The sequence below is a fragment of the Stenotrophomonas sp. CFBP 13724 genome (assembly GCF_014841975.1).
Classification (GTDB): Bacteria; Pseudomonadota; Gammaproteobacteria; order Xanthomonadales; family Xanthomonadaceae; genus Stenotrophomonas; species Stenotrophomonas lacuserhaii.
The window spans coordinates 515,420-538,017 of sequence record NZ_JACYUW010000001.1; the positions used below are offsets into that span (position 1 = coordinate 515,420).

Consider the following 22,598-nt stretch of genomic DNA (forward strand, 5'->3'; position numbering starts at 1 on the left):
CGCTGCCGGGGGAAACCGGGGCATGACTTCCGTGGGAGTGACGCAGGCCAGGTTCAGCCTAAGATGCAGGGATGTTGGGAGCCCTCAGTCATACCCGTGTCCTCCGCCTGGCTGGCCTGTTCACCTGGGTCATGGTCGGTCTTCCCCTGGTTTACTCGCAGATCGAGAACCTGCGTCGGCCGGCCAGCGACAACGGCGGGGCGGTGCTGTTGTTCGCCGCCTACCTGGTATTCGGCGGGGCCTACTTCCGGCTGACCCGCGACCTGCGCAGCGGCGGCCATGCCAGCTGGCTTGATCGCGGCATGCTGGTGCTGCTGACCATTTCCGCGCTGGGGGTGAGCTTCCTCAGCGGTTCCGGGCTGGGCAGCATCCTGATGATGGTGGCGGCCGGGGTCATCCCGTGGATGCTGCCGGCGCGCTATGGCGTGCTGTGGCTGCTGGTCAGCCAGCTGGCGGTGGCCCCCGTCTACTACGTGCTGCTGAGGTTCCCGCTGTTCGAAGCGGTCATGCAGTCGCTGCTGTATGGCGGCTTCTCCATGTTCATCTTCGTGACCAGCCTGGTCGCACGGCAGCAGACCGACGCCCGCGAGGAGCAGCGCCAGCTCAATACCGAACTGCGCGCCACCCGCGTACTGCTGGCTGAAAGCGCGCGGGTCAACGAGCGCACGCGCATCTCCCGCGAACTGCATGACCTGCTGGGCCATCACCTGACCGCGCTCAGCCTGAACCTGGAAGTGGCCGGCCACATCACCGAGGGCCGCGCACAGGAGCACGTGCACCAGGCGCATACCCTGGCCAAGCTGCTGCTTACCGACGTGCGCGAGGCGGTCAGCCAGCTGCGCGACAGCGGGGCGATCGACCTGGCTGCGGCGCTGCGCCCGTTGACCCAGCGCGTGCCCTCGCTGGACGTCCACCTGGACGTGCCCAGTCCGCTGAACGTGGAAGACCCCGAGCGGGCCCACGTGCTGTTGCGGTGCACCCAGGAAATCATCACCAATGCGGTGCGCCACGCCGGTGCGCGCAACCTGTGGATCACCGTCCGCCGCGAAGCCGGCGGGGTCAGCCTGGAGGCGCGTGACGATGGGAACGGCGCTGATGGCATCATGGTGGGCAATGGCCTGCGCGGAATGCGCGAGCGCCTGCAACAATGTGGTGGAGAGCTGCAGATTGAAACCCACCGGGGACAGGGCTTCCGCCTGCGTGCCTCGGTTCCTGGTGTCCCAGCGTTGGCGCTGAGCACCGCACCTGAAGGAGTTCGTTGATGATTCGCGTCTGCCTGGTCGACGACCAAACCCTGGTGCGGCAGGGGATCCGCTCACTGCTGGCGCTGGACGATGGCATCGAGGTGATCGCCGAGGCGGCGGATGGGCGCCAGGCCGTGGAGATCATTCCGCAGGTCAAGCCGGACGTGGTGCTGATGGATATGCGCATGCCCGCCATGTCCGGGCTGGAGGCATTGCAGATGCTGTCCAAGCTGGAGCAGCTGCCGCCGACCATCATCCTGACCACCTTCGACGACGACCAGCTGGTGCTGGCCGGGCTGAAGGCCGGTGCCAAGGGCTACCTGCTCAAGGACGTGACCCTGGACCAGCTGGTGGGAGCGATCCGCACCGTGTCCGAAGGCGGGTCGCTGGTGCAGCCGGCGGTGACCCAGCGGCTGCTCTCCGGGCTGGAGCACATGCGCAACGAGTTCGTCAGCCTGGACCGCCCGGATCCGCTGACCGATCGCGAAACCGAGATCCTGCGGCTGATGGCCAGCGGTTTCTCCAACAAGGAAATCGCCAATTCGCTGGGCGTGGCCGAGGGCACGATCAAGAACCACGTGTCCAATATCCTGTCCAAACTGGGCGTGCGCGACCGGACCCGTGCCGTGCTCAAGGCATTCGAGCTTCAATTGGTCTGAAAACCGTTCAACGGCGGGGGTTTACCGATAATATGGACCGGTAACCTCCGTCTGCCCCCTACTGGTGGGTGGCCCATGTGCGCTACCCTTCGGCCCCTTGTCTGTACAAATCGGTTGTCGACACGGAAACCGGTGGTCCAAACCAGATCAACAAAGCCAACGAAGCTGCTAGGATTGGCGCTTCGCTTCACTCAACCCGGCCGTGGGATCGGCCCCGGAGACTTCTGAATGACCCGTATTATCGAGTTCCTGATCGCCTTGGGGATCGTGGCTGGCCTGTTCGTCATCATTGGCGTGGTCCTCCCGGGCGAGCGCCATATTTCGGAAAGCATCGAGACCAACCGCAAGATGACGATCGTGTACGACACGGTCAACAGCCTGCGTCGCTTCAAGGATTGGAACCCCCTCCTGCTGCGTGATCCCGCTACCGACCTGAAGTTCTCCGGCCCGGCTGCCGGCGTCGGCGCCACCCTGGACTACGCGTCCAAGGACCTGGGCAACGGCACCTGGAAGATCACCGAGAGCGAGCAGAACAAGCGCGTCGCCATCGCCATCGAAGACGCCACCAAGGGTCACGACAAGACGACCGCCTTCATCCTGGAGCCGACCGGCAAGGATGGCCGCAACGTCAAGATCACCCAGGAATACAACGTCAAGTATGGCTTCGACCTGTTTGGTCGTTACGCCGGCCTGTACGTCAGCCGCCACATCGGTGACGACCTGAAGATGGGTCTGTCGCGCATGGCGAACATGCTGGCCACCGTGCCGAACGTGGACTACCGCACCGCCGAAGCACCGCTGAACGACCTGGCCATCGTCGATGTCCCCGCCGAAGACCTGCTGGTGGTCACCGCGGGCAACGTGGATCGTGGCGAAGCCACCATCACCAAGTCCATCGCTGACAACCAGGAATGGATCAAGCGCGTGATGGAGGCCAACGACCTCGAAGCCGTCGGCCCGTTCCGCATCATCACCACCGATTTCGGTGCCGAGAAGTACGCCTTCGACGTCGCCCAGCCGGTGAAGAAGAAGGGTACCGAAGGCGTGCCGGCCGAAGAGCTGGCGGTCAAGATCGATGGTGGCGCCCCGGTGAAGTACGTCCGCGTTGCTCCGCACCGTTCGGCCCATGCGACCTACACCGGTCACGTGGCTGGCCTGGACGTTGCCCGCAATGCACTGCGCGCCTGGTCGGTGACCGGCGGCAACGAAGTGATCGACCGTCCGTACGAGACCTGGAATGGTGGCGTGCAGAAGTCCTTCACTCCGGAAGGTACGTACGACATCTACTGGGCCGTCAAGTAAATCTGGACGCCTGATGTAACGTAGAAAACAAAAACGCGCCGCATCTTGCGGCGCGTTTTTTTTTGGCATTGCTGGAAAAGGAGTGGACATGTTTGCGATTGATCGACGCGCGCGCAGGCCCTCGTTGCTGGCCTGCCTCGGTGCGCTGCTGGCAGCGGCTTCCATCGGCCTGTCCGCCTATGCCTCGCACGGCGTCAGCGAGCCCCTGGCGCAACAGCACCTCAACATGGCCGCGTTGTATGCCTTTGCCCACGGTGCGGTGCTGGCGGCGCTGGGGCCGCGTGCCACGGCCACGTTCGGTCGGCTGGCGCTGTACGTGATCCTGCTCGGCACGCTGCTGTTCGCCGGCAGCCTGGCCGGCAATGCGCTGTGGCAGTGGTCCACGCGGCTGGCGCCGGTGGGTGGCATGGCGCTGATGCTGGGTTGGGCGCTGGTGGCCATCGATGCGCTGAGGCGCTGAGCCATGCCCCGCTTCGCGCGCGGCTTCGACGTGGAGCAGGCGCACGCCTGGCTTGCCCGGAGTGACCGCCGGCTGGCGGCGTGGATGCGCCGACTGGGTCCGCTGCCGGCGCCGGAGGGCTGGCGGAAATCATTCGATCCGGTCGATGCACTGGCCAGGGCGATCCTGTTCCAGCAGCTCAGCGGCAAGGCCGCCTCGACGATCGTGGGGCGGGTGGAGGCGGCCATCGGCAGTGCCCGCCTGCATGCCGATACGCTGGGCCGCATCGACGATGTGGCGCTGCGCGCGTGCGGGGTGTCGGGCAACAAGGCACTGGCGCTGCGTGACCTGGCCCTGCGCGAGTCCGCCGGCGAGATTCCCAGCCTGCGGCGGATGGCGGTGATGGAACACGAGGCGATCATCCAGGCGCTGGTGCCGGTGCGTGGCATCGGCCGCTGGACGGTGGAGATGATGCTCATGTTCCGGCTGGGCCGCCCGGACATCCTGCCGTTGGATGACCTGGGCATCCGCAAGGGCGCCCAGCGCGTGGACAAGGCCGAGCTGATGCCCACGCCGAAGGCGCTCGCCCTGCGCGGTGAAAAGTGGGGGCCTTACCGCACCTACGCCAGCCTGTACCTGTGGCGCATCGCCGATTTCAGCGAAGGCCCGGCCATCAAGACCAACCGCTCCCAGGACTGACCAACCCGGTAGTGACGACCGTTGGTCGTCAGCGCGCTGCCGCTGCGCTCGCCGAGCATGGCTCGGCGCTACCGGTTGCCGATCCTGCCTTGGGTGGGTGACGACCGCTGGTCGTCACGCTCTTCAGCTGCCGCACCAGCGCCAATGCCACGGCTCATGCACGATCCCATGCGGATTCCCGCGCGGATAACTCATCCGGAACCCATGCTCCGCCGCGTGTTCCTGCAGCCACGCGTACGCCGCCGTCTCTTCAAACGACGCCTCGGCCGGCGGATCCCCCGGCATCCCGATATCCAGCGCCATTCCGCTGTGGTGCTCGCTGAATCCGGGCGCGGCATTGACCTTCAGGATCTCCGCCACCTGCTGGCCGCGCGCCAGTTTGCGTTCGAAAATACCCAGCTGGTAATCGTGGCTGCGGTAACCCGAAATCGCGTCCAGCGTGATGCCTTCACGTGCCGCCTGCAGGCGCATGCGTCGCCACGCCTGCGCTGCTGCACGGCGCAGCCACAGCGGCCGGCCGAAGCGGTCGCGCCCGGCCAAGTGCAGCAGCACCGGCTCGGCTTCCAGTGCCAGGCCGGTGTCGGCGGCATACGCATCGGCGTCCAGTCCCAGCTGCTCCAGGCGTTCGTGCAGGCCCTGGGGTGAGAGCAGCCGCTGCTCCAGCGGCCCGCTGCCGCGTTGCGGGTTCAGCCAGGACAGCGCGTCCAGTGCCTCGGCGGCACCGGGTTCCTGCGGCAGGTGTGGAATCAGCGAGTGCACGCCGTGATCGAAGATGGCGGCCAGGTAGCGGCCATCACGTTTGCGCCGCAGCACCCAACGGGCACGCGCCAGCAGGCGTGCATCGGCGTTGCCATGGGCGCGCAGCAGCGCGGACGGCCACGCTTCGATGGCATCGGTATTGAGCAGCAGGGGCAGGGATCTGGACATGCGCCCAGCTTAGCGCGGACGGCCGGGAGGCGTGGCGGCCCGGCGCAGCGCGTCCAGCAGCGATTGCGGTTCGGCCAGGCTCAGCAACAGGGTCGGTCCATCGCGCACCGGAATCACCAGCACGCGGTGCACATCGGTCACCAATGCAAAGCCCTTGCCACCGCCGTGCAGGCGATAGTGTCCGGAGTGGAAGCCCGGCATGCTGTAGGCGTTGATCTTGTGCCGCAGGCCATGCCGCTGGTCCTGTTTAAGGTCTACCACGGCGGCGTTCGGCAGGTCCATGTGCTCCACCGGGGTGCGCTTTCGGTAGAACGTGGAATGGACGCTCAGCACGCTGCCATCCAGCTCCACCCGGCGCCGGAAGAACAGCCAGCACAGCAGCACGGTCAGCAGCGCGGCGATGGCCAGGCTCCACGCTGCGCTGCCGTGCAGGGTGAAGTAGGGCGGGGTGAGCGTGACCGCGAACGGCATCGCGCCGGCTTCGACAGGCTGCCGCAGGGGATACAAGGTGAGGCCGACGAACAGCAGCAACGGCGCGATGATCCACAGCAGCCGCAGTGGCGAGCCATCACTGACCGCGAAGCGGCGGGGATCACTGCCGCCGCTCATCGCTGCGCCTCGATCCAGCGTGCGGCGTCGTCGATCAGCTGCGGATCGACATGGCCGGGCTGGGTGTATTCCTTCAGCGAACCGGGGCCGCTGCCGGCGATGCCGATATGGTTCAACGACGGGTAGCGTTTCCACTGCACATCGCTGCGCCCCTGCAGTGCCGCCTGCCAGAGCGTCCAATCGGTGTCGGGCACCTGGAAATCGCGGCCGCCGTGCAGCATCAGCAGCGGCTTGCGCAGGGCCCTGGCGTCGGCGCGTGCGTCCACCGCTTCGATGCTCTTCCAGAAGTCCTGCGGCACGCCCAACGGCAGCGCACTGGCAGCAGCAGGTGTGGCGCTGCGCGCCGCGGCGATCTGCGTATCGAGTGTGTCCAGGAACGCCTGTTCCGCCGCGCTGATGCTGCCGTCCAGATTCAACAGGTAGCGGTTCTGTTCGGGCAGCAGGTCCAGCAGGGTGCGCGCGGGTGCGGCCCACAGGATCGCCCCGCGTGCCTGCGGCCAGCGCGTGGCAATGCGGGGAGCGAGCATGCCGCCCTGGCTGTGGCCGAGCACGAACACCCGCTGGCCATCGATGCGCGGATCCGCCGCGAGTGCAGTCAACGCAGCGATCGCATCGTCGGTGGTTTCGTCGTCGACATCGAACGGCTGCTGGAAATCCTGCGGCCGCGCCTTGCTGCGCTTGTCATAGCGCAGCACGGCGATGCCGTGTGCGGCCAGTCCCCGCGCGATGTCCATGAAGGGCCGGTTCGCGCCGATGGTTTCATCGCGATCCTGCGGGCCGGATCCGTGCACCAGCACCACGGCCGGGAACGGGCCCTTGCCGTGGGGCAGGGCCAGCGTGCCCGGCAACGCACCGCGTGCCTGCGGCACGTTGAAATCCAGCTCGCGGTAGTTCGCATCGGCCGGTGGCGGAGCCGCCTTTTCGGCCGCTGCCGGGCGCAGCAGCAGGCCGGCGACCTGGTCCTGTGCATCCACCGCGACCTGCGCGTTGACCGCCGCGCCGGCAAAGCGCAACGGCACCTCCACCAGGTGCATGCCCTGCTGCTTGCTCACCGTCGGCTGGCCGCGCTGCTGCAGTTCGCCCAGTGAATTCCACAGCGCCTGCAGGCGATCAGCCGGCGCGGCCGAGGCCATCGCCGGGGTCAGCATGGCGGCGGTGTCCTGCACGCGGCCGGCCTGCAGGTTATCCAGCAATTGCGTGGCCACCTGCGCCGGTTCGGCGGCGGTGGCGATCCCGGCCAGCAGCGAAAGCGTGGTGGCGACCAACATGCGCGGCGCGCGCCTGCCCAGGTTCCTGCTCATTGCTTGCTCTCCTGCGAGGGGGTGGGTTTCGGCAGCCGTCCGGCCTTGCGCAAGGCATCGCGCAGCATGTATTCGATCTGGGCGTTGAGGCTGCGCAGCTCGTCGTCGGCCCAACGCTGCGTCGCGGCCAGGACATCGGCGTTGATGCGCAGTGGATAGGCTTTCTTCTCGCTCATGGATACTCCTGGCTCAACGGCGGGTTCCGGCCAGCGGCCGGCAGGACACCGTCATACCGGCTCAGTACAAGGAGCCGGCGTTGACCACCGGCTGGGTGCCGCGGTCGGAACACAACACCGTAAGCAGGTTGCTCACCATGTGCGCCTTGCGCTCTTCGTCCAACTGCACCACGCCGTTCTTCTGCAGTTCGGCCAGTGCCATTTCCACCATGCCCACCGCACCGGCGACGATCCGCGTGCGGGCGGCGATCACCGCATTGGCCTGCTGGCGCTGCAGCATGGCCTGGGCGATTTCCGCAGCGTAGGCGAGGTGGCTGATGCGCGCGTCGATGATCTGCACACCGGCATCGGCCAGACGTTCGGCCAGTTCATTCTTCAGGTGCAGCGAAATCTCGCTGGCATGGCTGCGCAGGGCCAGCTGGCCTTCTTCGTGCTGGTCATAGGGATAACTGGTGGCCATCGCACGCAGCGCGGACTCGGACTGGATATGCACGAAGCTTTCGTAGTCGTCCACGTTGTACACCGCCTCGGAGGCATCCACCACCTGCCATACGATCACCGCGGCGATCTCGATCGGGCTGCCGTCCAGCTCGTTGACCTTCAGCTTGCCGCTTTCGAAGTTGCGCACGCGCTGGCTTACCCGGCGCTTGGAAAAGAACGGGTTGTTCCAGCGCAGGCCGTTGTCCTTGACCGTGCCGACGTACTTGCCGAACAGGCTCAGCACCGCGGCCTGGTTGGGTTGCACGGTGTACAGGCCAGCCAAGGACAGCAGGGCCAGGAGCATCACCAGCACGCAGCCCAGCAGCAGCATCGGGGCGGGGCGCATCCCGTTCGCGCCCGTGGCGCCGAGCAGGAACACCAGGCCGGCAAGGCCGGCGATGAGCACAACGGCGGCCAGTACGGCCAGACCGTTGAGGGAGCGGATCGGCTTCTCTTTCATGACGGAACATCCTTGAGGGTCTGGATTGGAAGATATCAAATTGATATCACTCCACAAGTGCCGTTCGTCGGCATCAAAGGGGCGACCGGCTAGAATGCCCGTCCGCCTTCACCTCCACGCTGGAACGCCACCATGTCCGCATTTGGAACTCCGTTGTCCCCCTCCGCCACCCGCGTGTTGCTGCTGGGATCGGGCGAACTTGGCAAGGAAGTGGCCATCGAGCTGCAGCGCCTGGGCGTGGAAGTGATCGCCGCCGACCGTTACGCCGACGCGCCGGCGATGCAGGTCGCGCACCGCGCGCACGTGATCGACATGCTGGACGCGATGGCCCTGCGCGAGCTGATCGCGCTGGAAAAACCGCATCTGGTGGTGCCGGAAATCGAGGCCATCCACACCGAGACGCTGGTGCAGCTGGAGCAGGAACAGGGGCTGCGCGTGGTGCCCACCGCGCGCGCAGCGCGGCTGACCATGGACCGCGAAGGCATCCGCCGGCTGGCGGCGGAAACGCTGGGCCTGCCGACCTCGCCGTACCGTTTCGTGGACACCGAAGCGGAGTACACCGCCGCCGTGCAGGCGATCGGACTGCCGTGCGTGGTCAAGCCGGTGATGTCTTCATCGGGCAAGGGCCAGAGCACGCTGCGCAACGAAGCCGACATCGCCCCGGCCTGGGCCTATGCGCAGACCGGTGGACGCGCTGGTGCCGGACGCTGCATCGTCGAGGGCTTCATCGATTTCGATTACGAGATCACCCTGCTGACCGTGCGGCATGCGGGTGGTACGTCGTTCTGCGCGCCGATCGGCCACCTGCAGAAGGACGGCGATTACCGCGAAAGCTGGCAGCCGCAGGCGATGTCCGCCGCGGCGCTGGCGCGCGCCGAGGAGATCTCCCAGGCCATCACCGATGACCTCGGCGGCTGGGGACTGTTCGGGGTGGAGCTGTTCGTGAAGGGCGACGAGGTGTGGTTCAGCGAAGTGTCGCCGCGCCCGCATGACACCGGCCTGGTCACCCTGGTGTCGCAGGAACTGAGCGAGTTCGCACTGCACGCGCGCGCGATCCTTGGCCTGCCGATCCCGGTCATCCGCCAGAGCGGCGCCAGTGCGTCCTGCGCGCTGCTGGCCCACGGCGAGGGCGTTCCGTACTTCACCGATGTCGCCGCCGCGCTGCAGGTGCCGGACACCGCCGTGCGCCTGTTCGGCAAGCCCAGCGTGCACGGCCACCGTCGCGTTGGCGTCACCTTGGCGCGGGCCGACAGCACCGACCAGGCCCGCGCGATCGCCGGCGATGCCGCCGCCGCCATCGGCGTTACCCTGAAGCCCTGACTTACTTCACGTCGGCCCAGACGAGGTGGTGGTCGCTGCCGTCAGCGATCTTCGCTTCGTCCGTGCCTTCGGCCGGCCAGAAAACGCCGCCGCCGACGTAGGCGAAGCCGACCGAGGGCAGCACGTAGTCCAGCCGCATCGTGCCGGACTTCGGGCCGAAATCGCCGGTGGCGTGCTGCGGGGCGCCGCGACGGGCGATGCCCTTGGCGGCGTAGGCCAGGCTGGTCTGCTCGCCGCCGATGCTGGACGGGGTGGCATGGCGCAGCACGCGCGGGTTTTCGATCAGTTCCAGGATACCTTCGTGCCGGCCATCGCCGTCCACCGGGTCATTGTTGAGGTCGCCCAGGATCACGAAGCGCGCGTCCTGCGCCAGCCCGCCACAGCGCTGCTGGTCGTCGCACAGCCACGGCTTGTCACCGGCCGACAGATACTCCTGCCACAGCTTCAGTTCGTCGTGGTTGCGCGCGGCGTTGCGCTTTTCCGGGCCGTCGAACACCGGCGGGGTAGGGTGGGATACCAGCGCGTGCACCACGCCCGACGGCGTGCGCACCGGCACGTCCCAGTGCGATTTGGACGACAGCCGCAGCTGCGACCACACCGCATCGGAATAGAAGCTCTTTCCGGTGCGCGGGTCGATCGGGCGGATCGCGCCGGGCAGGGTGTTCCACTTCAGCAGCTGGAAGCTGCGCACCTGGGTTTCGTCGATCGGATAGCGCGACAGCACCAGCATGCCGTACTGGCCCGGGTGCAGGCCGTAGCCCCACGCGTCGTTGCCGCGGGCGCGGCCTTCGCCGCCCACTTCGCCATTGTTGTCCAGGTCCAGCCCGCTCTGCACGCCGGTGTTGACCGGGGCGAGATAGCGGTAGGCAAAGTTCAGCGGCTCACCACCACCGGGCTGGGCCACGGCCAGGTAACGCTGCTGGAACAGATCGGCGGCGCGGTGCGCGTCGTCGTAGTCGAATTCGTTGAGCAGCACCAGGTCCGGGCGCACCTGCTGCAGCACTGCGGCGATCTTGCGCGCGTGCGCGCTGTCGCCTTCCAGTTCGGCGATCAGCCCGCCGGTCTGGTCGGAGTACAGGGAGGTGTTGTAGGTGGCCAGGCGCAGGGCGGTGGAGGCATCAGGCATCGCGGCGGCACGCTCGGGGGTCTGGGCGCAGGCGCTGCACAGCAGGGCCACGGCGACGGTCAGGGCGGAGAGGCTGAAGGCAGGAATTTTCATGGCCGGTATTGTGCACCGGCGCCTGTGTCAGCGGCTTGTCAGCGTCCGGCCAGTTCGCCGTCGAATTCGTTCCAGCGCCGGCCGTCGTAGGCTTCCAGCGGGCGGAACCGGCGCTTGTAATCCATCTTCAGGTGGTCGCGGATCCAATAGCCCAGATACAGGTGGGGCAGCGATTCGCGCTGCGCCCAGGCCACCTGCTGCAGGATCGCGAAGGTGCCCAGCCCGCGCTGTGCGTGGTCCGGGTCGAAGAAGGTATAGACCGCCGACAGGCCTTGATCGGTGACGTCGGTGACGGCCACGCCGATCAGCTCGCCCGGTCCGCCCTGCGGTGGCGGCAGGCGGATTTCCAGGAAGCGCGTCCGCGACCAGCTGCCGATCAGGAACTGCTCGAACTCGTGCGGGCCATGGGTGTCCATGCCGCCGTTGGCATGCCGATGGGCCAGGTAGCGGTGGTACAGCGTGAACAGTTCCTCGCGGGGGGCAGCGGCGGTGATGCGCACTTCCAGGTCGGCATTGCGCGCCACGCAGCGGCGCTGGCTGCGGTCCGGGGCGAAGCGCTGCACGGGAATGCGCACCGCCACGCAGGCATGGCACTGGGCGCAGTGCGGGCGATAGACCAGGTCGCCACTGCGACGGAAGCCCCAGCTCAGCGCCATCGGGTACAGGCCGCCCAGGCGGCGGTCATGCGGGTCCAGCACCAGGTCGCGCGCGGTCCGCTCCGGCCAGTAGCCGCAGGGGTGCTCGCCGGTCTGGAAGAGCCTCAGTTCGTCGTCGCGGTCGCCTTGTATCGCCATGCCCACAGCATAACGTCCGGCTGTCGCAGTGGCCGCGACTGTCTGCCAAGTGAACGCGCCCGGGGCCGACGTCAACCGTGGCCGCGTCCACGCGTTGTTGTCTTTCGAGGGTGATTGAAAAACACCCCGTCCCCTTCTACTGGAGTGACCCCATGACCCTGCGTACCCCCCTGCTGCTGGCCCTGCTGCTGAGCACCTCCGCCACCGGCATCGCCCTGGCTGCCGATGCGCCGCCGGCGCCGCAGCGCCCGGTCAAGCTGGACACCAACAACGACGGTTTCATCGATCGCACCGAAGCCGCCGCCGCTCCGCGCCTGGCCGCACGTTTCGACCAGCTGGACACCAACAAGGACGGCAAGCTGTCCCGCGAAGAACGGCCGCGCGGCAAGCACGGGCATCGTGGCCCGGGGCGCGGCCATGCCGAGCAGCTGGCCCGTCTGGATACCAACAAGGACGGTCGCATCAGCCGCCAGGAGGCCGCTGCCGATCCGCGCCTGGCCGGGCGCTTCGACCAGATGGACCTCAACAAGGATGGCTACCTGGACAAGGCCGACCGCGAGCTGCGCATGAAGCAGCACCGTGATGCCTGGTTCACCGCGGCCGACACCAACAAGGATGGCCAGCTGAGCAAGGCCGAGTTCGATGCGGCCAAGGGCCCGATGCGTGGCCCGCGCCACGAGGGTCATGGGCCGAAGGGTCCGGTACGGCCGTTGTAAGACTGACGGCCAGCGGCCGTCACTACCGGGTTTCGAGTGCGGTGACGGCCTCTGGTCGCCACCGCTTCGGATTACAGCGCGCCGTTTTTCCACAACAGCCAGCACACCATGAGCAAGGCCGCCAAGGCCGCCCCGATCATGCCGTGCTTGCCGTACAGCGCTTCGTATTTCCAGTTGCGCTGACCCTGCAGCCCGCGCCGCTCTGCATCGCGGTCGATCAGCGGCTGCATGATCCGCCGCAGCGGCACGAGGCACTGCCAGCACACCAGCGACAGGCCCGCGAACAGGGCGAACAGGCCCACCCACGCCGGCAGCGCCAGCAGTGACAGCACCAGTACCGTTACGCAGACCACCAGCGCGGTGAAGGTGTTGAGGTGCACGAAGCGCCGGATCCGCGAGCGTTCCTGCGGTGACTCCGCGAAGGACATCAGGTAGCGGCCGCCCAGATAGCTGAAAACCGTCCCGCCGACCACCGCGCCGATCATCGCGCCCACGTTGACGTGGTCGACGAAGCCCGGAAACTGGCCCGCCGCCGCGGTAAGCGACCCCATCGCCGTTCCCGCCGAGGCGCTGGCACCGCCCAGGCCGAGCTTGCTGCCGCCCACGCCCACGCCGGTACCCAGGGCCACGATCGCTGCGCTGGCCGTTCCCGGAGCGGCCACCATCAGCATCGACACCACCGTGGTGGCGAACGCTGCACCGGGCGCGCTGCTGCGCGCGAACTCGCCGAAACGCTGCAGCAGGCCTTCGCGCACCCTGCCGCGGGCGCGGGAAAGCCGCTTGCGCACGGCCGCATCGCTGAGCCCGAGCAGGCTGGCGACGTGCTGGGAACGCTGGCCTTCGCGGTAGTACAGCAGCAGCACTTCGCGGCTCTCCTCGGGCAGCGCGGAGATGATGTCCTCGGCGGCGACTTCTTCTTCGATGCGCAGCAGGCGATCGGCCGCGCCGGGGGCGGGATCGGCAGCCATGTTGATCGCCAGCTCTGCTGCTTCGCCCGAAAGCGGACGGCCGCGCTGGCTGCGCAGCCAGTCGCGGGCCAGGTTGCGGGTGATCTGGCGCAGCCACGGCATGAAGCTGGAGGGATTGCGCAGCTGGCGCAGCTGCTGCCAGGCGCGCACGAACGCTTCCTGGGCGATGTCTTCGCTGGCGTGGCGGTCGCGGGTGATGGCCAGGGCGATGGCGGTCACCGTGTTCTGGCAGGCCACCACGATGCGCCCGTACGCATGCTGGCAGCCATGGGCCGCGGCGGGCAGCTCGCGGTGCAGGGTGTCGTCGAGGCTGGCGGCTACTGCGGTCATGGGCGGCGCTCCTGCGGGGATTGTGTCCCAAGACGGAGCGCGGCGCAGGATGTGACCGGTGGTCGTCACCCACCAGGGCAGGCGCAGGCATCGGACGGCCAGCGGCCGTCACTACCGGCTCAGGGTTGCGGCGCGGAGGGCTGGATGCGCACGCGGACTTCTTCTTCCTCAACCGGCGCGGCCGGTGCGGCGGGCTGCTGTTGCGGAGCAGGTGCAGGAGCGGGCGCCGGGACGGCCGGCTGCTTTGCGCCGCGATGGCCCATCCCGATGAACAACGCCACGCCGGCAATCACCACCAACAGCGCGATACGGATGCGCCAGGCCCAGCCGCGGCCGTTGGGCGGCGCTTCGGTTTCGCGGAAGGCGAACTCGGCGGTCGGGTGGTCGCGTCGGGTGGTGTCGAGCAGCCGCGCATCACGCAGGATCTCGCGCGCACGCGGCTGGTCGTCCGCGCGCACCACCCATACCGTGGGGTGGCGGATGTTCTTGCTCTGGTCGAGGTAGCTGAACTGCCCGCGGCGCTTGGTGTGGTACGTGCGCCCATCGGTCACGCGCACTTCGATGTCGTGGCTGCGCAGCAGTTCGGCCACGCCTTCCACGGTTTCCACGCGCTGGCTGCTGAAAATCTGTCTCATGGCGCGTTCCTCAGTCCTTGGCCGGGACGGCAGCAGCGGCGGCGCTGTCAGGCACCACGCGGATCAAGCCTTCCTGCGCGGTACTTGCCACGAGGCGACCGTGGCGGTCGAAGAACTGGCCACGTGCCAGCCCACGCGAATCCTGCGCGCTCGGGCTGTCCAGCGCATACAGCAGCCAGTCGTCGGCGCGGAACGGACGGTGGAACCAGATCGCGTGGTCCAACGATGCCATCTGCACGTGCGGCTGGTAGTAGCTGATGCCGTGCGGGAAGGTCGCCGTGCCCAGCAGATGGAAATCCGAGGCGTAGGCCAACAGCGCCTGGTGCAGTTCCGGTGCATCGCCGACCGGTTCGGTCAGGCGGAACCAGACCTGGTGGTAGGGCGGGCGCTTGGGCGGGTTGAGTTCATCGCGCGGATAGACGTGGCGGAACTCGAACGGGCCACCCCGCGACAGCCAGCGCTGCACCTTGATCGGCAGCCGGTCCAGCACGTCCTGCGGCAGCGGACGGTTGGGTTCCAGGTCTTCCGGCTGCGGGACTTCGGGCATCTTGTGCTGGTGCTCGGCGCCGCTTTCTTCCTGCTGGAAGGAAGCCGCGCAGAAGAAGACCACCTTGCCATGCTGGATCGCGGTCACCCGGCGTACCGAGAAACTGCCGCCATCGCGGGTGCGGTCCACGTCGTAGACGATGGGATGGTCGATATTGCCCGCACGCAGGAAATACGCGTGCAGCGAATGCACGTGGCGCCCGTTTTCCACCGTGGCCTGGGCGGCGGCCAGCGCCTGGCCCAGCACCTGCCCGCCGAACACGTACTTGGTGCCGATGTCGCGGCTCTGGCCACGGAACAGGTTGTCTTCCAACCGCTCCAGGGTGAGCAGGTCGATCAATTCGGAGACGACGGGTTCGTGCGTGTCGTTCAAGGGGGACGGCCGGTGTCGGAACAGGCGGTGATTATAGCCGGGCGGCCGTTCAGCAGCCCCCGGCAGGTGCTGCCGGCGGTTGCCCGGTGGCTCAGCCCTTGCCGAGCCGGGCCACCAGCGCCTGCAGTGCCTGCTGCGCATCCGGCGCATACCAGGCTTCGACGAAGCGATCCAGGCGGATCAGGTCCGGGTGCAGGGCTTCATGCAGGTCCTGGCGGGCGATCGCGCGGGTCAACAGCATCGGCTGGCGTGGCATCTTCAGCAGCCGCTGCAGCCAGGCCACTGCGCGCGCTACGACCAGATCGCCGTCTGCCAGCTCATCGACCAGGCCGATCTGCAGGGCCTGCTCGGCCGGCACCATGGCGGCGGTGGTCAGCAGGATCCCGGCGCGGTGCATGCCCACGGCGCGGCGCAGCAGGCGCTGGATGCCCTCCGGTGCCACCAGGCCCACCTGCACTTCATTCAGGCCGATGGCGAACGGCTGCGCCGGATCGGTACTGCGCGCCATCACCCGGTAGTCGCAGCACAGGGCCAGCACGCAGCCGCCGGCCGGGGCGTGCCCGGTCAGTGCGGCAACCACCGGGATGCGGCTTTCGGCCAGCGTGCGTACCGCGCCGAAGAAGGCGTTCCAGCTGTCCAGCAGGGCGTGCTGATCGTCCCCATGCGACAGCAGGTGGGGCACGTCCATGCCGCCGGTGAATACCCGTTCGTTGCCCGACACCACCAGTCCGTGCACGTCTTCGGCCATGGCCTGTTCGACGGCGTGGATCAACTGCCGGCAGAGGTCGGTGTCCAGCGCATTGACCGGCGGCCGCGCCAGGCGCAGTTCGCGGATCGGTCCATGGTTGTACACCTCGATGAGCGTGGTCATGCTGCGATCTCTTGCCGGGAGGGAACGTGGTCCGATGATAACCAAACCATGCGTTGGCGTACTGTTCGCGTTGTGTGCAGTGGCAGCATCGGGAGTGGCGCTGGCCGCGCCGGTGGAGTGCCTGCAGTTGAAAGACGGATGGGCGCGGTTGCCGCCTAGCGCGGCGATGAAGATGACCGCCGGCTACGGCACGATCCACAACACCTGCGCCACTGCCGTGACGATCATCGGCGCGCGCAGCGTGGCCTTCGGGGAAGTGTCATTGCATGAAACCACGCTGCAGGGCGACGTCAGCCGCATGCAGCACCTGCACCATCTGGCGTTGCCGGCCGGTGCGACGGTGGAGCTCAAGCCCGGTGGCAAGCACCTGATGCTGATGCAGGGCAAGGCCGCGCTGAAGGACGGGCAGGCAGTGCCGCTGGTGCTGCAGCTGGAAGGCGGCGGTGAAGCGGCCGCGACGCTGCAGGTGCGCGCCACCGGACGCTGATGACGGCCAGCGGCCGTCTCTACCCGTCGGGACCGGTAGCGCCGAGCCATGCTCGGCGAGCGCAGCGGCAGTGCAGGCGCATGACGGCCAGCGGCCGTCACTACCTCAGGTGGAGGCGTTGCGTACGGCGTCGGGAAGCGGGGCGCTCTTGCCGGTCTGGGTGTCCATCCACACCACCACTACGTTGCCGTCCGAATACAGGCGTGATTCGTCCTGCTGGTCAACGATGCGGTGGCCGATGGTGACGCTGCTGTTGCCCAGCCGTTCCACGAACAGTTCCACCAGGATGTCGTTGGGCCACACGATCGGCAGCCGGTAATTGACGTTGGTGGCGGCCACCACCGGGGCAATGCGGTCGGTCATCGCCACGCCTTCCACGCCCAGCATCCAGCGCACGCGCGCTTCTTCCAGATAGGAAATGTACTTGGCGTTGTTGACGTGGCCCATGCTGTCCATGTCGCGCCAGCGCACGCTGATCGGGATGCGGGCGAGGATCTTGTGCTCGGTGCTCATCAGGCGTCCTTCTTCTTGCGCGTAGCGGTGGTCTTGGTCGTGGTGGATTTGCTGGGAGCGCCGGTGCTCTTGGCCGCGGCGGCCTTCTTCTTCGGCTCCGGCTTCACCTTGCGCGGCGGACGCGCATCAGGCTTGTTGGCCACCGCTGCCGGCTTGTCCGGGCGCGCGCTGACCGAGGGCAGCATCTTGGCCAGGAACTGGCCGGTGTAGGAGGTCGGGCAGGCCGCCACGTCTTCCGGGGTGCCGGTGACCAGGATGGTGCCACCGCGATGGCCACCTTCCGGACCGAGGTCGACGATCCAGTCGGCGGTCTTGATGACGTCCAGGTTGTGCTCGATCACCACCACCGTGTTGCCTTCGTCGCGCAGCTTGTGCAGTACGCCCAGCAGCGCTTCGATGTCATGGAAATGCAGGCCGGTGGTCGGCTCGTCCAGGATGTACAGCGTGCGCCCGGTATCGCGGCGCGACAGCTCCTTGGACAGCTTCACGCGCTGCGCTTCACCGCCGGACAGCGTGGTCGCGCTCTGGCCCAGCTTGATGTAGCTCAGGCCCACGTCGACCAGCGTTTCCAGCTTGCGCGCGATGCTCGGCACCGGCTCGAACAGCTTCAGTGCATCTTCGACGGTCATCTGCAGCACGTCGTTGATGTTGTAGCCCTTGTACAGGATCTCCAGCGTCTCACGGTTGTAGCGCTTGCCATGGCAGACATCGCAGGGCACGTACACGTCCGGCAGGAAGTGCATCTCCACCTTGATCAGGCCATCGCCCTGGCAGGCTTCGCAGCGGCCGCCGCGCACGTTGAAGCTGAAGCGGCCCGGCGAATAGCCGCGCGCACGTGCTTCGGGCACCTGGGCGTACAGTTCGCGCAGGGGGGTGAACAGGCCTGTGTAGGTGGCCGGGTTCGAACGCGGGGTGCGACCGATCGGCGACTGGTCGATGTCCACCACCTTGTCGAACAGGTCCAGCCCGTCGATTTCCTTGTACGGGGCGATATCGTGCGATGCGCCGTTGATCTCGTTGGCGGCCAGCGAGAACAGCGTGTCGTTGATCAGCGTCGATTTGCCCGAACCGGACACGCCGGTGATGCAGGTCATCAGGCCCGCTGGAATGGCCAGGTCGACGTTCTTCAGGTTGTTGCCGCTGGCCCCGCGCAGGTGCAGGGTCATCTTCGGGTTCGGCTTGTGCCGGCGTGCCGGGATCTCGATCGCACGCTTGCCCGACAGGTACTGGCCGGTCAGCGAGCGCGGCGCGTCCAGGATGTCCTGCAGGCTGCCCTGGCCGACGATCTCACCGCCATGCACGCCTGCACCCGGACCAATATCGAGCACGTAGTCGGCCAGGCGGATCGCATCTTCATCATGCTCCACCACGATCACCGTGTTGCCGAGGTCGCGCAGGCGGGTGAGGGTGCCGAGCAGACGCTCGTTGTCGCGCTGGTGCAGGCCGATGGACGGCTCATCCAGCACGTACATCACGCCGACCAGACCGGCGCCGATCTGCGAGGCCAGGCGGATGCGCTGGGCTTCGCCGCCGGACAGCGTATCGGCCTTGCGCTCCAGGCTGAGGTAATCCAGGCCCACGTCGACCAGGAAGCCCAGTCGTTCGCCGATCTCCTTGACGATCTTGCTGGCGATCTCGCCACGCCAGCCGGGCAGGCTCAGCGTGCTGAAGAATTTCAGTGCTTCGTCGATCGGCATCACCACCAGGTCCGGCAGCGGGCGGTCGGCCACGAACACGTTGCGCGCGGCGCGGTTCAGGCGCGCGCCCTTGCACTCCGGGCAGCTCTGTTCGCTGATGTACTTGCCCAGCTCTTCCTGCACCGCCGCCGATTCGGTTTCCTTGTAGCGGCGTTCCAGGTTGGGAATGATGCCTTCGAAGCGGTGCTTGCGCTGGGTGCGCCCACCGGCTTCGGTGAAGTAGGTGAAGCTGATGGTTTCATCGCCGCTGCCGTACAGCACGGCCTTCTGTACGCTGGCCGGCAGGGTGTTCCAGGCCGCGTCCACGTCGAACTTGTAGTGCTTGGCCAGCGAGGCGATCAGCTGGAAATAATAGGCATTGCGACGGTCCCAGCCGCGCACCGCACCGGCCGACAACGGCAGCTCGGGATGCACGACCACGCGCGAGGGATCGAAGAACTCGGCCATGCCCAGGCCATCGCAGCCGGGGCAGGCGCCCATCGGCGCATTGAACGAGAACAGGCGCGGTTCCAGCTCCGGCAGCGAGTAATCGCAGACCGGGCAGGAGTACTTGGAGGAAAACAGCGCCGGCGCGGTCTCAGGGTTGTCCAGCGACTGCACCGACACCATGCCGTCGCCCAGCTTCAGTGCGGTTTCGAAACTCTCGGCCAGGCGCTGCTTGATGTCCTCGCGCGGGCGGAAGCGGTCGATGACTGCTTCGATGGTGTGCTTCTGGCGCAGCGCCAGCGGCGGCACCTCATCGATTTCATACAGCACGCCATCCACGCGCACGCGCACATAGCCCTGCGCGCGCATCTGGTCGAACACCTGGGCATGTTCGCCCTTGCGGTCGCGGATCACCGGTGCCAGCAGCATGTAGCGCTGTTCCGGGTCCAGGGTCAGCACGTGGTCGACCATCTGGCTGACGGTCTGCGCCTCCAGCGGATAGCCGTGGTCGGGGCAGCGCGGGGTGCCCACGCGTGCATACAGCAGGCGCAGGTAGTCGTAGATTTCAGTGATGGTGCCGACGGTCGACCGCGGGTTGTGCGAGGTCGATTTCTGCTCGATCGAGATGGCCGGGGACAGGCCTTCGATGTGGTCCAGGTCCGGCTTTTCCATCACGCTGAGGAACTGGCGGGCATAGGCCGACAGCGATTCCACGTAACGGCGTTGGCCCTCGGCGTAGATGGTGTCGAAGGCCAGCGAGGACTTGCCCGAGCCGGACAGGCCGGTAATCACGATCAGCTTGTCACGCGGCAGATCGAGATCGATGTTCTTGAGGTTGTGCGTCCGCGCGCCGCGGATGCGGATGAAATCCATCGCCATGGGGGATCCGGTGTTGGGGGCTTGGGCTGGGGCCCGGCCAGCAGGAAGGGCGTCGGGGAGGGCAATCAAGCAGCCTACCGAGCAGACCAGATGGGGGCAATGGGCGACAATGCCAGCCGCCTGTCGCAGCACATGAGACTGACGTACAGGGTGATGAAGGCCTTGTCGCGCCTGGGTTTGCGGGGTGTGGGGGAGGGTTGACCGGGGCCGGGTGTGCCGGTACAATTCCGCTCCTGTCTGCCCTCGATGGCAGCAGTCAATAGACCACAATAACTACAAAGGAAGTCTGGTCATGTACGCAGTACTGGTCACCGGCGGTAAGCAATACCGCGTCGCGCAGGGCGAAAAGCTCCGCGTGGAAAAGCTCGAAGTCGAAGTCGGCAGCGAGATCAAGTTCGACAACATCCTGCTGCTCGGCGACAGCGATGGCATCAAGATCGGCGACGCCCTGAGCGGCGCTGCGGTCACTGCCACCGTCCTGTCCCAGGGTCGTGCCGACAAGGTCCGGATCATCAAGTTCCGTCGCCGCAAGCACCACATGAAGCGCCAGGGTCACCGTCAGTACTACACCGAAATCGAGATCACCGGCATTGCCGGTGGCAGCAAGTAAGGAGATAGGTCATGGCACATAAAAAAGGCGTAGGCTCTTCGCGCAACGGTCGCGACTCCAACCCGAAATACCTCGGCGTGAAGATCTTCGGTGGCCAGGCCATCGACGCCGGCAACATCATCGTGCGTCAGCGCGGCACCCAGTTCCACCCGGGTACCGGCGTTGGCCTCGGCCGTGACCACACCCTGTTCGCCCTCGTGGACGGCAAGGTGGAGTTCTCGGTGAAGGGTGCGAAGAAGCGTCGCACCGTCAGCGTGGTTTCGGCCGAAGCCTGATCCAGGCGCGGCTGGCGCCCATGCCAGTCATGGGTGCGCTGCAGAAGAGCCCCGCTTCGGCGGGGTTTTTCGTTGGATGCAGCAGGTAGTTTCGACGTACATCCGGTCCACCGCGCAGGTGGCCGAGCCTTGGCGACGCCGGGGCAGTAGAATCCCAAGGCGACGGCAGGCTGCCGCGCCCATCGCAGGCATCGAAAAATGAAACTGGTAGACGAAGCAGAAATTGAAGTGTTCGCCGGCAACGGCGGCAATGGCTGTATCGGCTTCCGTCGCGAGAAGTTCATCCCGCTCGGTGGCCCCGATGGTGGCGATGGCGGCGGCGGTGGCAGCGTGTGGATCCGCGCCGACGAGAACCTCAACACCCTGGTCGATTTCCGCCATGACCGCATCTTCAAGGCGCAGCGCGGCGAGAACGGCATGGGCCGCCAGGCCTATGGCAAGGGCGGCGAAGACCTGGTCATCACCGTGCCGGTTGGCACCACGGTGACCAACGTGGCCACCGATGAAGTGATCGGTGACCTGACCCAGCACGGCGATCGCCTGCTGGTGGCCAAGGGCGGCCGCGGCGGCCTGGGCAACATGCATTTCAAGAGCTCGACCAACCGCTCGCCGCGCCAGGCGCTGCCGGGCGAGCCGGGTGAAGAGCGCTCGCTGAAGCTGGAGCTGAAGCTGCTGGCCGACGTCGGCCTGCTGGGCTTCCCGAACGCCGGCAAGAGCACGCTGATCCGTGCGGTGTCGGCGGCGACGCCGAAGGTGGCCGATTACCCGTTCACCACGCTGTACCCGAACCTGGGTGTGGTGAAGGTGGAGAACTACCGCAGCTTCGTGATCGCCGATATTCCGGGGCTGATCGAAGGTGCCGCCGATGGCGCCGGCCTGGGTGCGCAGTTCCTGCGCCACCTGCAGCGCACCCGTCTGCTGCTGCATCTGGTGGACATCTCGCCGATGGAAGGCGGGGTGGAAATCTCGCCGGTGGAGCAGGTGCGTGCGATCGAGCGTGAGCTGGAGCGGCATGATCCGGAGCTGCTCGACAAGCCGCGCTGGCTGGTGCTGAACAAGGCCGACCTGATGTTCGAGGACGAGGCCAAGGCAGCGGCCGAGCAGATCATTGCGGACCTGGGTTGGAAGGAGCCGTGGTTCCTGGTGTCGGCGCTGGGTCGTGAGGGGACGTTCCCGGTGATGAGCAAGATCATGGCGTTCTTTGATCGCCAGAAGGAAGACGAACTGCAGGCGCGTCACGCGGCTGGCGAGTAATCGGCTTCGTTTGGCATCGCGCGAAAAGCCCGGCTTCGGCCGGGTTTTTTTGTGGCTGTTGGTTGGCGGCGAGTTGGCGGCGAACGGCGGAGCCCCTCGTGGTGGGTCGCTGGGTGCCGGGGTTCTGGGTTGGGCCGCGCGGGAGGGGTTGGTGGGGGACGCCGTGAATCCGTCCGTGGAGGCTCGGCGCCGCATCCATGCGGCTTTAACGCCCCCACCAACCCCTCCCGCCCGGCCCTGACAGTCTGCGCGCGTGGCCCGCCACGTAATGAAAAATGAAAAGCGGTGGCGCCGACCCATGGTCGGCGAGCGCAGCGGGCCGTTGGCGGAAGCATTCCGCCGACCATGGGTCGGCGCTACCGACCTGCTTTTCTTTTTCTTTTCCGTGG

General features: G+C 67.0%; 24 protein-coding genes. 11 read left to right on the forward strand and 13 right to left on the reverse strand.

Annotation, left to right across the window (positions count from 1 at the left end):
- The first annotated feature begins 71 nt into the window (after positions 1-71).
- From IFT63_RS02225 to IFT63_RS02245, 5 genes are all read left to right on the forward strand, one after another.
- A complete protein-coding gene (locus IFT63_RS02225) occupies positions 72-1,262 on the forward strand; it encodes a sensor histidine kinase (RefSeq protein ID WP_042615167.1) in 1,191 nt (396 codons plus the stop codon).
- Complete coding sequence (locus IFT63_RS02230) at positions 1,262-1,903, forward strand: response regulator transcription factor (RefSeq protein ID WP_042615166.1); 642 nt, start codon at positions 1,262-1,264, stop codon at positions 1,901-1,903. Before IFT63_RS02225 ends, IFT63_RS02230 begins: the two co-directional genes overlap by 1 nt.
- Before the next feature lie 228 nt (positions 1,904-2,131).
- Positions 2,132-3,205 carry an SRPBCC family protein gene (locus IFT63_RS02235; protein WP_192083126.1) on the forward strand — a complete coding sequence of 358 codons (1,074 nt, stop codon included), beginning with the start codon at positions 2,132-2,134 and terminating at the stop codon, positions 3,203-3,205.
- Between the two features lie 88 nt (positions 3,206-3,293).
- Positions 3,294-3,665 carry a DUF423 domain-containing protein gene (locus IFT63_RS02240; protein WP_192083127.1) on the forward strand — a complete coding sequence of 124 codons (372 nt, stop codon included), beginning with the start codon at positions 3,294-3,296 and terminating at the stop codon, positions 3,663-3,665.
- A 3-nt stretch (positions 3,666-3,668) separates the two neighbouring features.
- Positions 3,669-4,343 carry a DNA-3-methyladenine glycosylase 2 family protein gene (locus IFT63_RS02245; RefSeq protein WP_192083128.1) on the forward strand — a complete coding sequence of 225 codons (675 nt, stop codon included), beginning with the start codon at positions 3,669-3,671 and terminating at the stop codon, positions 4,341-4,343.
- 123 nt (positions 4,344-4,466) lie between these two features.
- Here the strand turns inward: IFT63_RS02245 and IFT63_RS02250 are convergent, their stop codons facing one another.
- The 5 genes from IFT63_RS02250 to IFT63_RS02270 form a co-directional block, all read right to left on the reverse strand.
- The gene (locus IFT63_RS02250; protein ID WP_192083129.1) at positions 4,467-5,270 is read right to left on the reverse strand and encodes a M15 family metallopeptidase; all 804 of its coding nucleotides are present in this window, start codon (positions 5,268-5,270) and stop codon (positions 4,467-4,469) included.
- A 9-nt stretch (positions 5,271-5,279) separates the two neighbouring features.
- The gene (locus IFT63_RS02255) at positions 5,280-5,879 is read right to left on the reverse strand and encodes a hypothetical protein (protein ID WP_192083130.1); all 600 of its coding nucleotides are present in this window, start codon (positions 5,877-5,879) and stop codon (positions 5,280-5,282) included.
- Positions 5,876-7,180 (reverse strand): alpha/beta fold hydrolase, encoded by a 1,305-nt coding sequence (locus tag IFT63_RS02260; protein WP_249404316.1) that lies wholly within the window; start codon positions 7,178-7,180, stop codon positions 5,876-5,878. Before IFT63_RS02260 ends, IFT63_RS02255 begins: the two co-directional genes overlap by 4 nt.
- A complete protein-coding gene (locus tag IFT63_RS02265; RefSeq protein ID WP_042615160.1) occupies positions 7,177-7,356 on the reverse strand; it encodes a hypothetical protein in 180 nt (59 codons plus the stop codon). The genes IFT63_RS02260 and IFT63_RS02265 overlap by 4 nt, the downstream gene beginning before the upstream one ends.
- Positions 7,357-7,417: 61 nt before the next feature.
- On the reverse strand, positions 7,418-8,296 hold the full coding sequence (locus IFT63_RS02270) for an SPFH domain-containing protein (RefSeq protein WP_042615159.1): 879 nt from the start codon (positions 8,294-8,296) through the stop codon (positions 7,418-7,420).
- A gap of 132 nt (positions 8,297-8,428) precedes the next feature.
- Between IFT63_RS02270 and purT the strand changes: the two genes are divergently transcribed.
- Entirely contained in the window at positions 8,429-9,616 is a 1,188-nt protein-coding gene (gene purT, locus IFT63_RS02275; RefSeq protein WP_192083131.1) for a formate-dependent phosphoribosylglycinamide formyltransferase, read from the forward strand.
- Position 9,617: 1 nt separating this feature from the next.
- On the opposite strand, the gene IFT63_RS02280 is transcribed toward purT, so the two are convergent.
- Both IFT63_RS02280 and IFT63_RS02285 read right to left on the reverse strand, forming a co-directional pair.
- Positions 9,618-10,835: an endonuclease/exonuclease/phosphatase family protein gene (locus tag IFT63_RS02280; protein ID WP_192083132.1), complete on the reverse strand. Its 1,218-nt coding sequence runs from the start codon at positions 10,833-10,835 to the stop codon at positions 9,618-9,620.
- A 38-nt stretch (positions 10,836-10,873) separates the two neighbouring features.
- Positions 10,874-11,629, reverse strand: coding sequence for an arginyltransferase (locus tag IFT63_RS02285; protein ID WP_192083133.1), 756 nt, complete (start codon positions 11,627-11,629; stop codon positions 10,874-10,876).
- 152 nt (positions 11,630-11,781) lie between these two features.
- Between IFT63_RS02285 and IFT63_RS02290 the strand changes: the two genes are divergently transcribed.
- Positions 11,782-12,345, forward strand: a complete 564-nt coding sequence (locus IFT63_RS02290; protein ID WP_042615155.1) for an EF-hand domain-containing protein — start codon at positions 11,782-11,784, stop codon at positions 12,343-12,345.
- 71 nt (positions 12,346-12,416) lie between these two features.
- On the opposite strand, the gene IFT63_RS02295 is transcribed toward IFT63_RS02290, so the two are convergent.
- From IFT63_RS02295 to IFT63_RS02310, 4 genes are all read right to left on the reverse strand, one after another.
- Positions 12,417-13,643, reverse strand: a complete 1,227-nt coding sequence (locus IFT63_RS02295; protein ID WP_192083134.1) for a sigma-70 family RNA polymerase sigma factor — start codon at positions 13,641-13,643, stop codon at positions 12,417-12,419.
- 119 nt (positions 13,644-13,762) lie between these two features.
- Complete coding sequence (locus IFT63_RS02300; protein ID WP_192083135.1) at positions 13,763-14,278, reverse strand: pathogenicity-like protein; 516 nt, start codon at positions 14,276-14,278, stop codon at positions 13,763-13,765.
- 10 nt (positions 14,279-14,288) lie between these two features.
- Positions 14,289-15,197: an acyl-CoA thioesterase II gene (tesB, locus tag IFT63_RS02305; protein ID WP_192083136.1), complete on the reverse strand. Its 909-nt coding sequence runs from the start codon at positions 15,195-15,197 to the stop codon at positions 14,289-14,291.
- A 91-nt stretch (positions 15,198-15,288) separates the two neighbouring features.
- Positions 15,289-16,068: an enoyl-CoA hydratase/isomerase family protein gene (locus IFT63_RS02310; RefSeq protein WP_192083137.1), complete on the reverse strand. Its 780-nt coding sequence runs from the start codon at positions 16,066-16,068 to the stop codon at positions 15,289-15,291.
- 34 nt (positions 16,069-16,102) lie between these two features.
- Between IFT63_RS02310 and IFT63_RS02315 the strand changes: the two genes are divergently transcribed.
- Positions 16,103-16,555, forward strand: a complete 453-nt coding sequence (locus tag IFT63_RS02315) for a copper chaperone PCu(A)C (RefSeq protein WP_042615150.1) — start codon at positions 16,103-16,105, stop codon at positions 16,553-16,555.
- A 105-nt stretch (positions 16,556-16,660) separates the two neighbouring features.
- On the opposite strand, the gene IFT63_RS02320 is transcribed toward IFT63_RS02315, so the two are convergent.
- Both IFT63_RS02320 and uvrA read right to left on the reverse strand, forming a co-directional pair.
- Positions 16,661-17,068: a thioesterase family protein gene (locus IFT63_RS02320; protein WP_042615149.1), complete on the reverse strand. Its 408-nt coding sequence runs from the start codon at positions 17,066-17,068 to the stop codon at positions 16,661-16,663.
- Positions 17,068-20,070: an excinuclease ABC subunit UvrA gene (uvrA, locus tag IFT63_RS02325; protein ID WP_192083138.1), complete on the reverse strand. Its 3,003-nt coding sequence runs from the start codon at positions 20,068-20,070 to the stop codon at positions 17,068-17,070. Before uvrA ends, IFT63_RS02320 begins: the two co-directional genes overlap by 1 nt.
- A gap of 292 nt (positions 20,071-20,362) precedes the next feature.
- Between uvrA and rplU the strand changes: the two genes are divergently transcribed.
- From rplU to cgtA, 3 genes are all read left to right on the forward strand, one after another.
- Positions 20,363-20,680, forward strand: coding sequence for a 50S ribosomal protein L21 (gene rplU, locus IFT63_RS02330; RefSeq protein ID WP_042615146.1), 318 nt, complete (start codon positions 20,363-20,365; stop codon positions 20,678-20,680).
- An 11-nt stretch (positions 20,681-20,691) separates the two neighbouring features.
- Positions 20,692-20,955: a 50S ribosomal protein L27 gene (rpmA, locus tag IFT63_RS02335; RefSeq protein ID WP_042615145.1), complete on the forward strand. Its 264-nt coding sequence runs from the start codon at positions 20,692-20,694 to the stop codon at positions 20,953-20,955.
- A 198-nt stretch (positions 20,956-21,153) separates the two neighbouring features.
- Complete coding sequence (cgtA, locus tag IFT63_RS02340) at positions 21,154-22,209, forward strand: Obg family GTPase CgtA (protein WP_101100211.1); 1,056 nt, start codon at positions 21,154-21,156, stop codon at positions 22,207-22,209.
- The last annotated feature ends 389 nt before the right edge of the window (positions 22,210-22,598 follow it).

Excerpts from the sequence above, each read along its gene's own strand:
- IFT63_RS02225 (WP_042615167.1), top strand. The coding sequence starts at position 72 with ATGTTGGGAGCCCTCAGTCATACCCGTGTCCTCCGCCTGGCTGGCCTG.
- IFT63_RS02230 (WP_042615166.1), top strand. The coding sequence starts at position 1,262 with ATGATTCGCGTCTGCCTGGTCGACGACCAAACCCTGGTGCGGCAGGGG.
- IFT63_RS02235 (WP_192083126.1), top strand. The coding sequence starts at position 2,132 with ATGACCCGTATTATCGAGTTCCTGATCGCCTTGGGGATCGTGGCTGGC.
- IFT63_RS02240 (WP_192083127.1), top strand. The coding sequence starts at position 3,294 with ATGTTTGCGATTGATCGACGCGCGCGCAGGCCCTCGTTGCTGGCCTGC.
- IFT63_RS02245 (WP_192083128.1), top strand. The coding sequence starts at position 3,669 with ATGCCCCGCTTCGCGCGCGGCTTCGACGTGGAGCAGGCGCACGCCTGG.
- IFT63_RS02250 (WP_192083129.1), bottom strand. The coding sequence starts at position 5,270 with ATGTCCAGATCCCTGCCCCTGCTGCTCAATACCGATGCCATCGAAGCG.
- IFT63_RS02255 (WP_192083130.1), bottom strand. The coding sequence starts at position 5,879 with ATGAGCGGCGGCAGTGATCCCCGCCGCTTCGCGGTCAGTGATGGCTCG.
- IFT63_RS02260 (WP_249404316.1), bottom strand. The coding sequence starts at position 7,180 with ATGAGCAGGAACCTGGGCAGGCGCGCGCCGCGCATGTTGGTCGCCACC.
- IFT63_RS02265 (WP_042615160.1), bottom strand. The coding sequence starts at position 7,356 with ATGAGCGAGAAGAAAGCCTATCCACTGCGCATCAACGCCGATGTCCTG.
- IFT63_RS02270 (WP_042615159.1), bottom strand. The coding sequence starts at position 8,296 with ATGAAAGAGAAGCCGATCCGCTCCCTCAACGGTCTGGCCGTACTGGCC.
- purT (WP_192083131.1), top strand. The coding sequence starts at position 8,429 with ATGTCCGCATTTGGAACTCCGTTGTCCCCCTCCGCCACCCGCGTGTTG.
- IFT63_RS02280 (WP_192083132.1), bottom strand. The coding sequence starts at position 10,835 with ATGAAAATTCCTGCCTTCAGCCTCTCCGCCCTGACCGTCGCCGTGGCC.
- IFT63_RS02285 (WP_192083133.1), bottom strand. The coding sequence starts at position 11,629 with ATGGCGATACAAGGCGACCGCGACGACGAACTGAGGCTCTTCCAGACC.
- IFT63_RS02290 (WP_042615155.1), top strand. The coding sequence starts at position 11,782 with ATGACCCTGCGTACCCCCCTGCTGCTGGCCCTGCTGCTGAGCACCTCC.
- IFT63_RS02295 (WP_192083134.1), bottom strand. The coding sequence starts at position 13,643 with ATGACCGCAGTAGCCGCCAGCCTCGACGACACCCTGCACCGCGAGCTG.
- IFT63_RS02300 (WP_192083135.1), bottom strand. The coding sequence starts at position 14,278 with ATGAGACAGATTTTCAGCAGCCAGCGCGTGGAAACCGTGGAAGGCGTG.
- IFT63_RS02310 (WP_192083137.1), bottom strand. The coding sequence starts at position 16,068 with ATGACCACGCTCATCGAGGTGTACAACCATGGACCGATCCGCGAACTG.
- IFT63_RS02315 (WP_042615150.1), top strand. The coding sequence starts at position 16,103 with ATGATAACCAAACCATGCGTTGGCGTACTGTTCGCGTTGTGTGCAGTG.
- IFT63_RS02320 (WP_042615149.1), bottom strand. The coding sequence starts at position 17,068 with ATGAGCACCGAGCACAAGATCCTCGCCCGCATCCCGATCAGCGTGCGC.
- uvrA (WP_192083138.1), bottom strand. The coding sequence starts at position 20,070 with ATGGCGATGGATTTCATCCGCATCCGCGGCGCGCGGACGCACAACCTC.
- rplU (WP_042615146.1), top strand. The coding sequence starts at position 20,363 with ATGTACGCAGTACTGGTCACCGGCGGTAAGCAATACCGCGTCGCGCAG.
- rpmA (WP_042615145.1), top strand. The coding sequence starts at position 20,692 with ATGGCACATAAAAAAGGCGTAGGCTCTTCGCGCAACGGTCGCGACTCC.
- cgtA (WP_101100211.1), top strand. The coding sequence starts at position 21,154 with ATGAAACTGGTAGACGAAGCAGAAATTGAAGTGTTCGCCGGCAACGGC.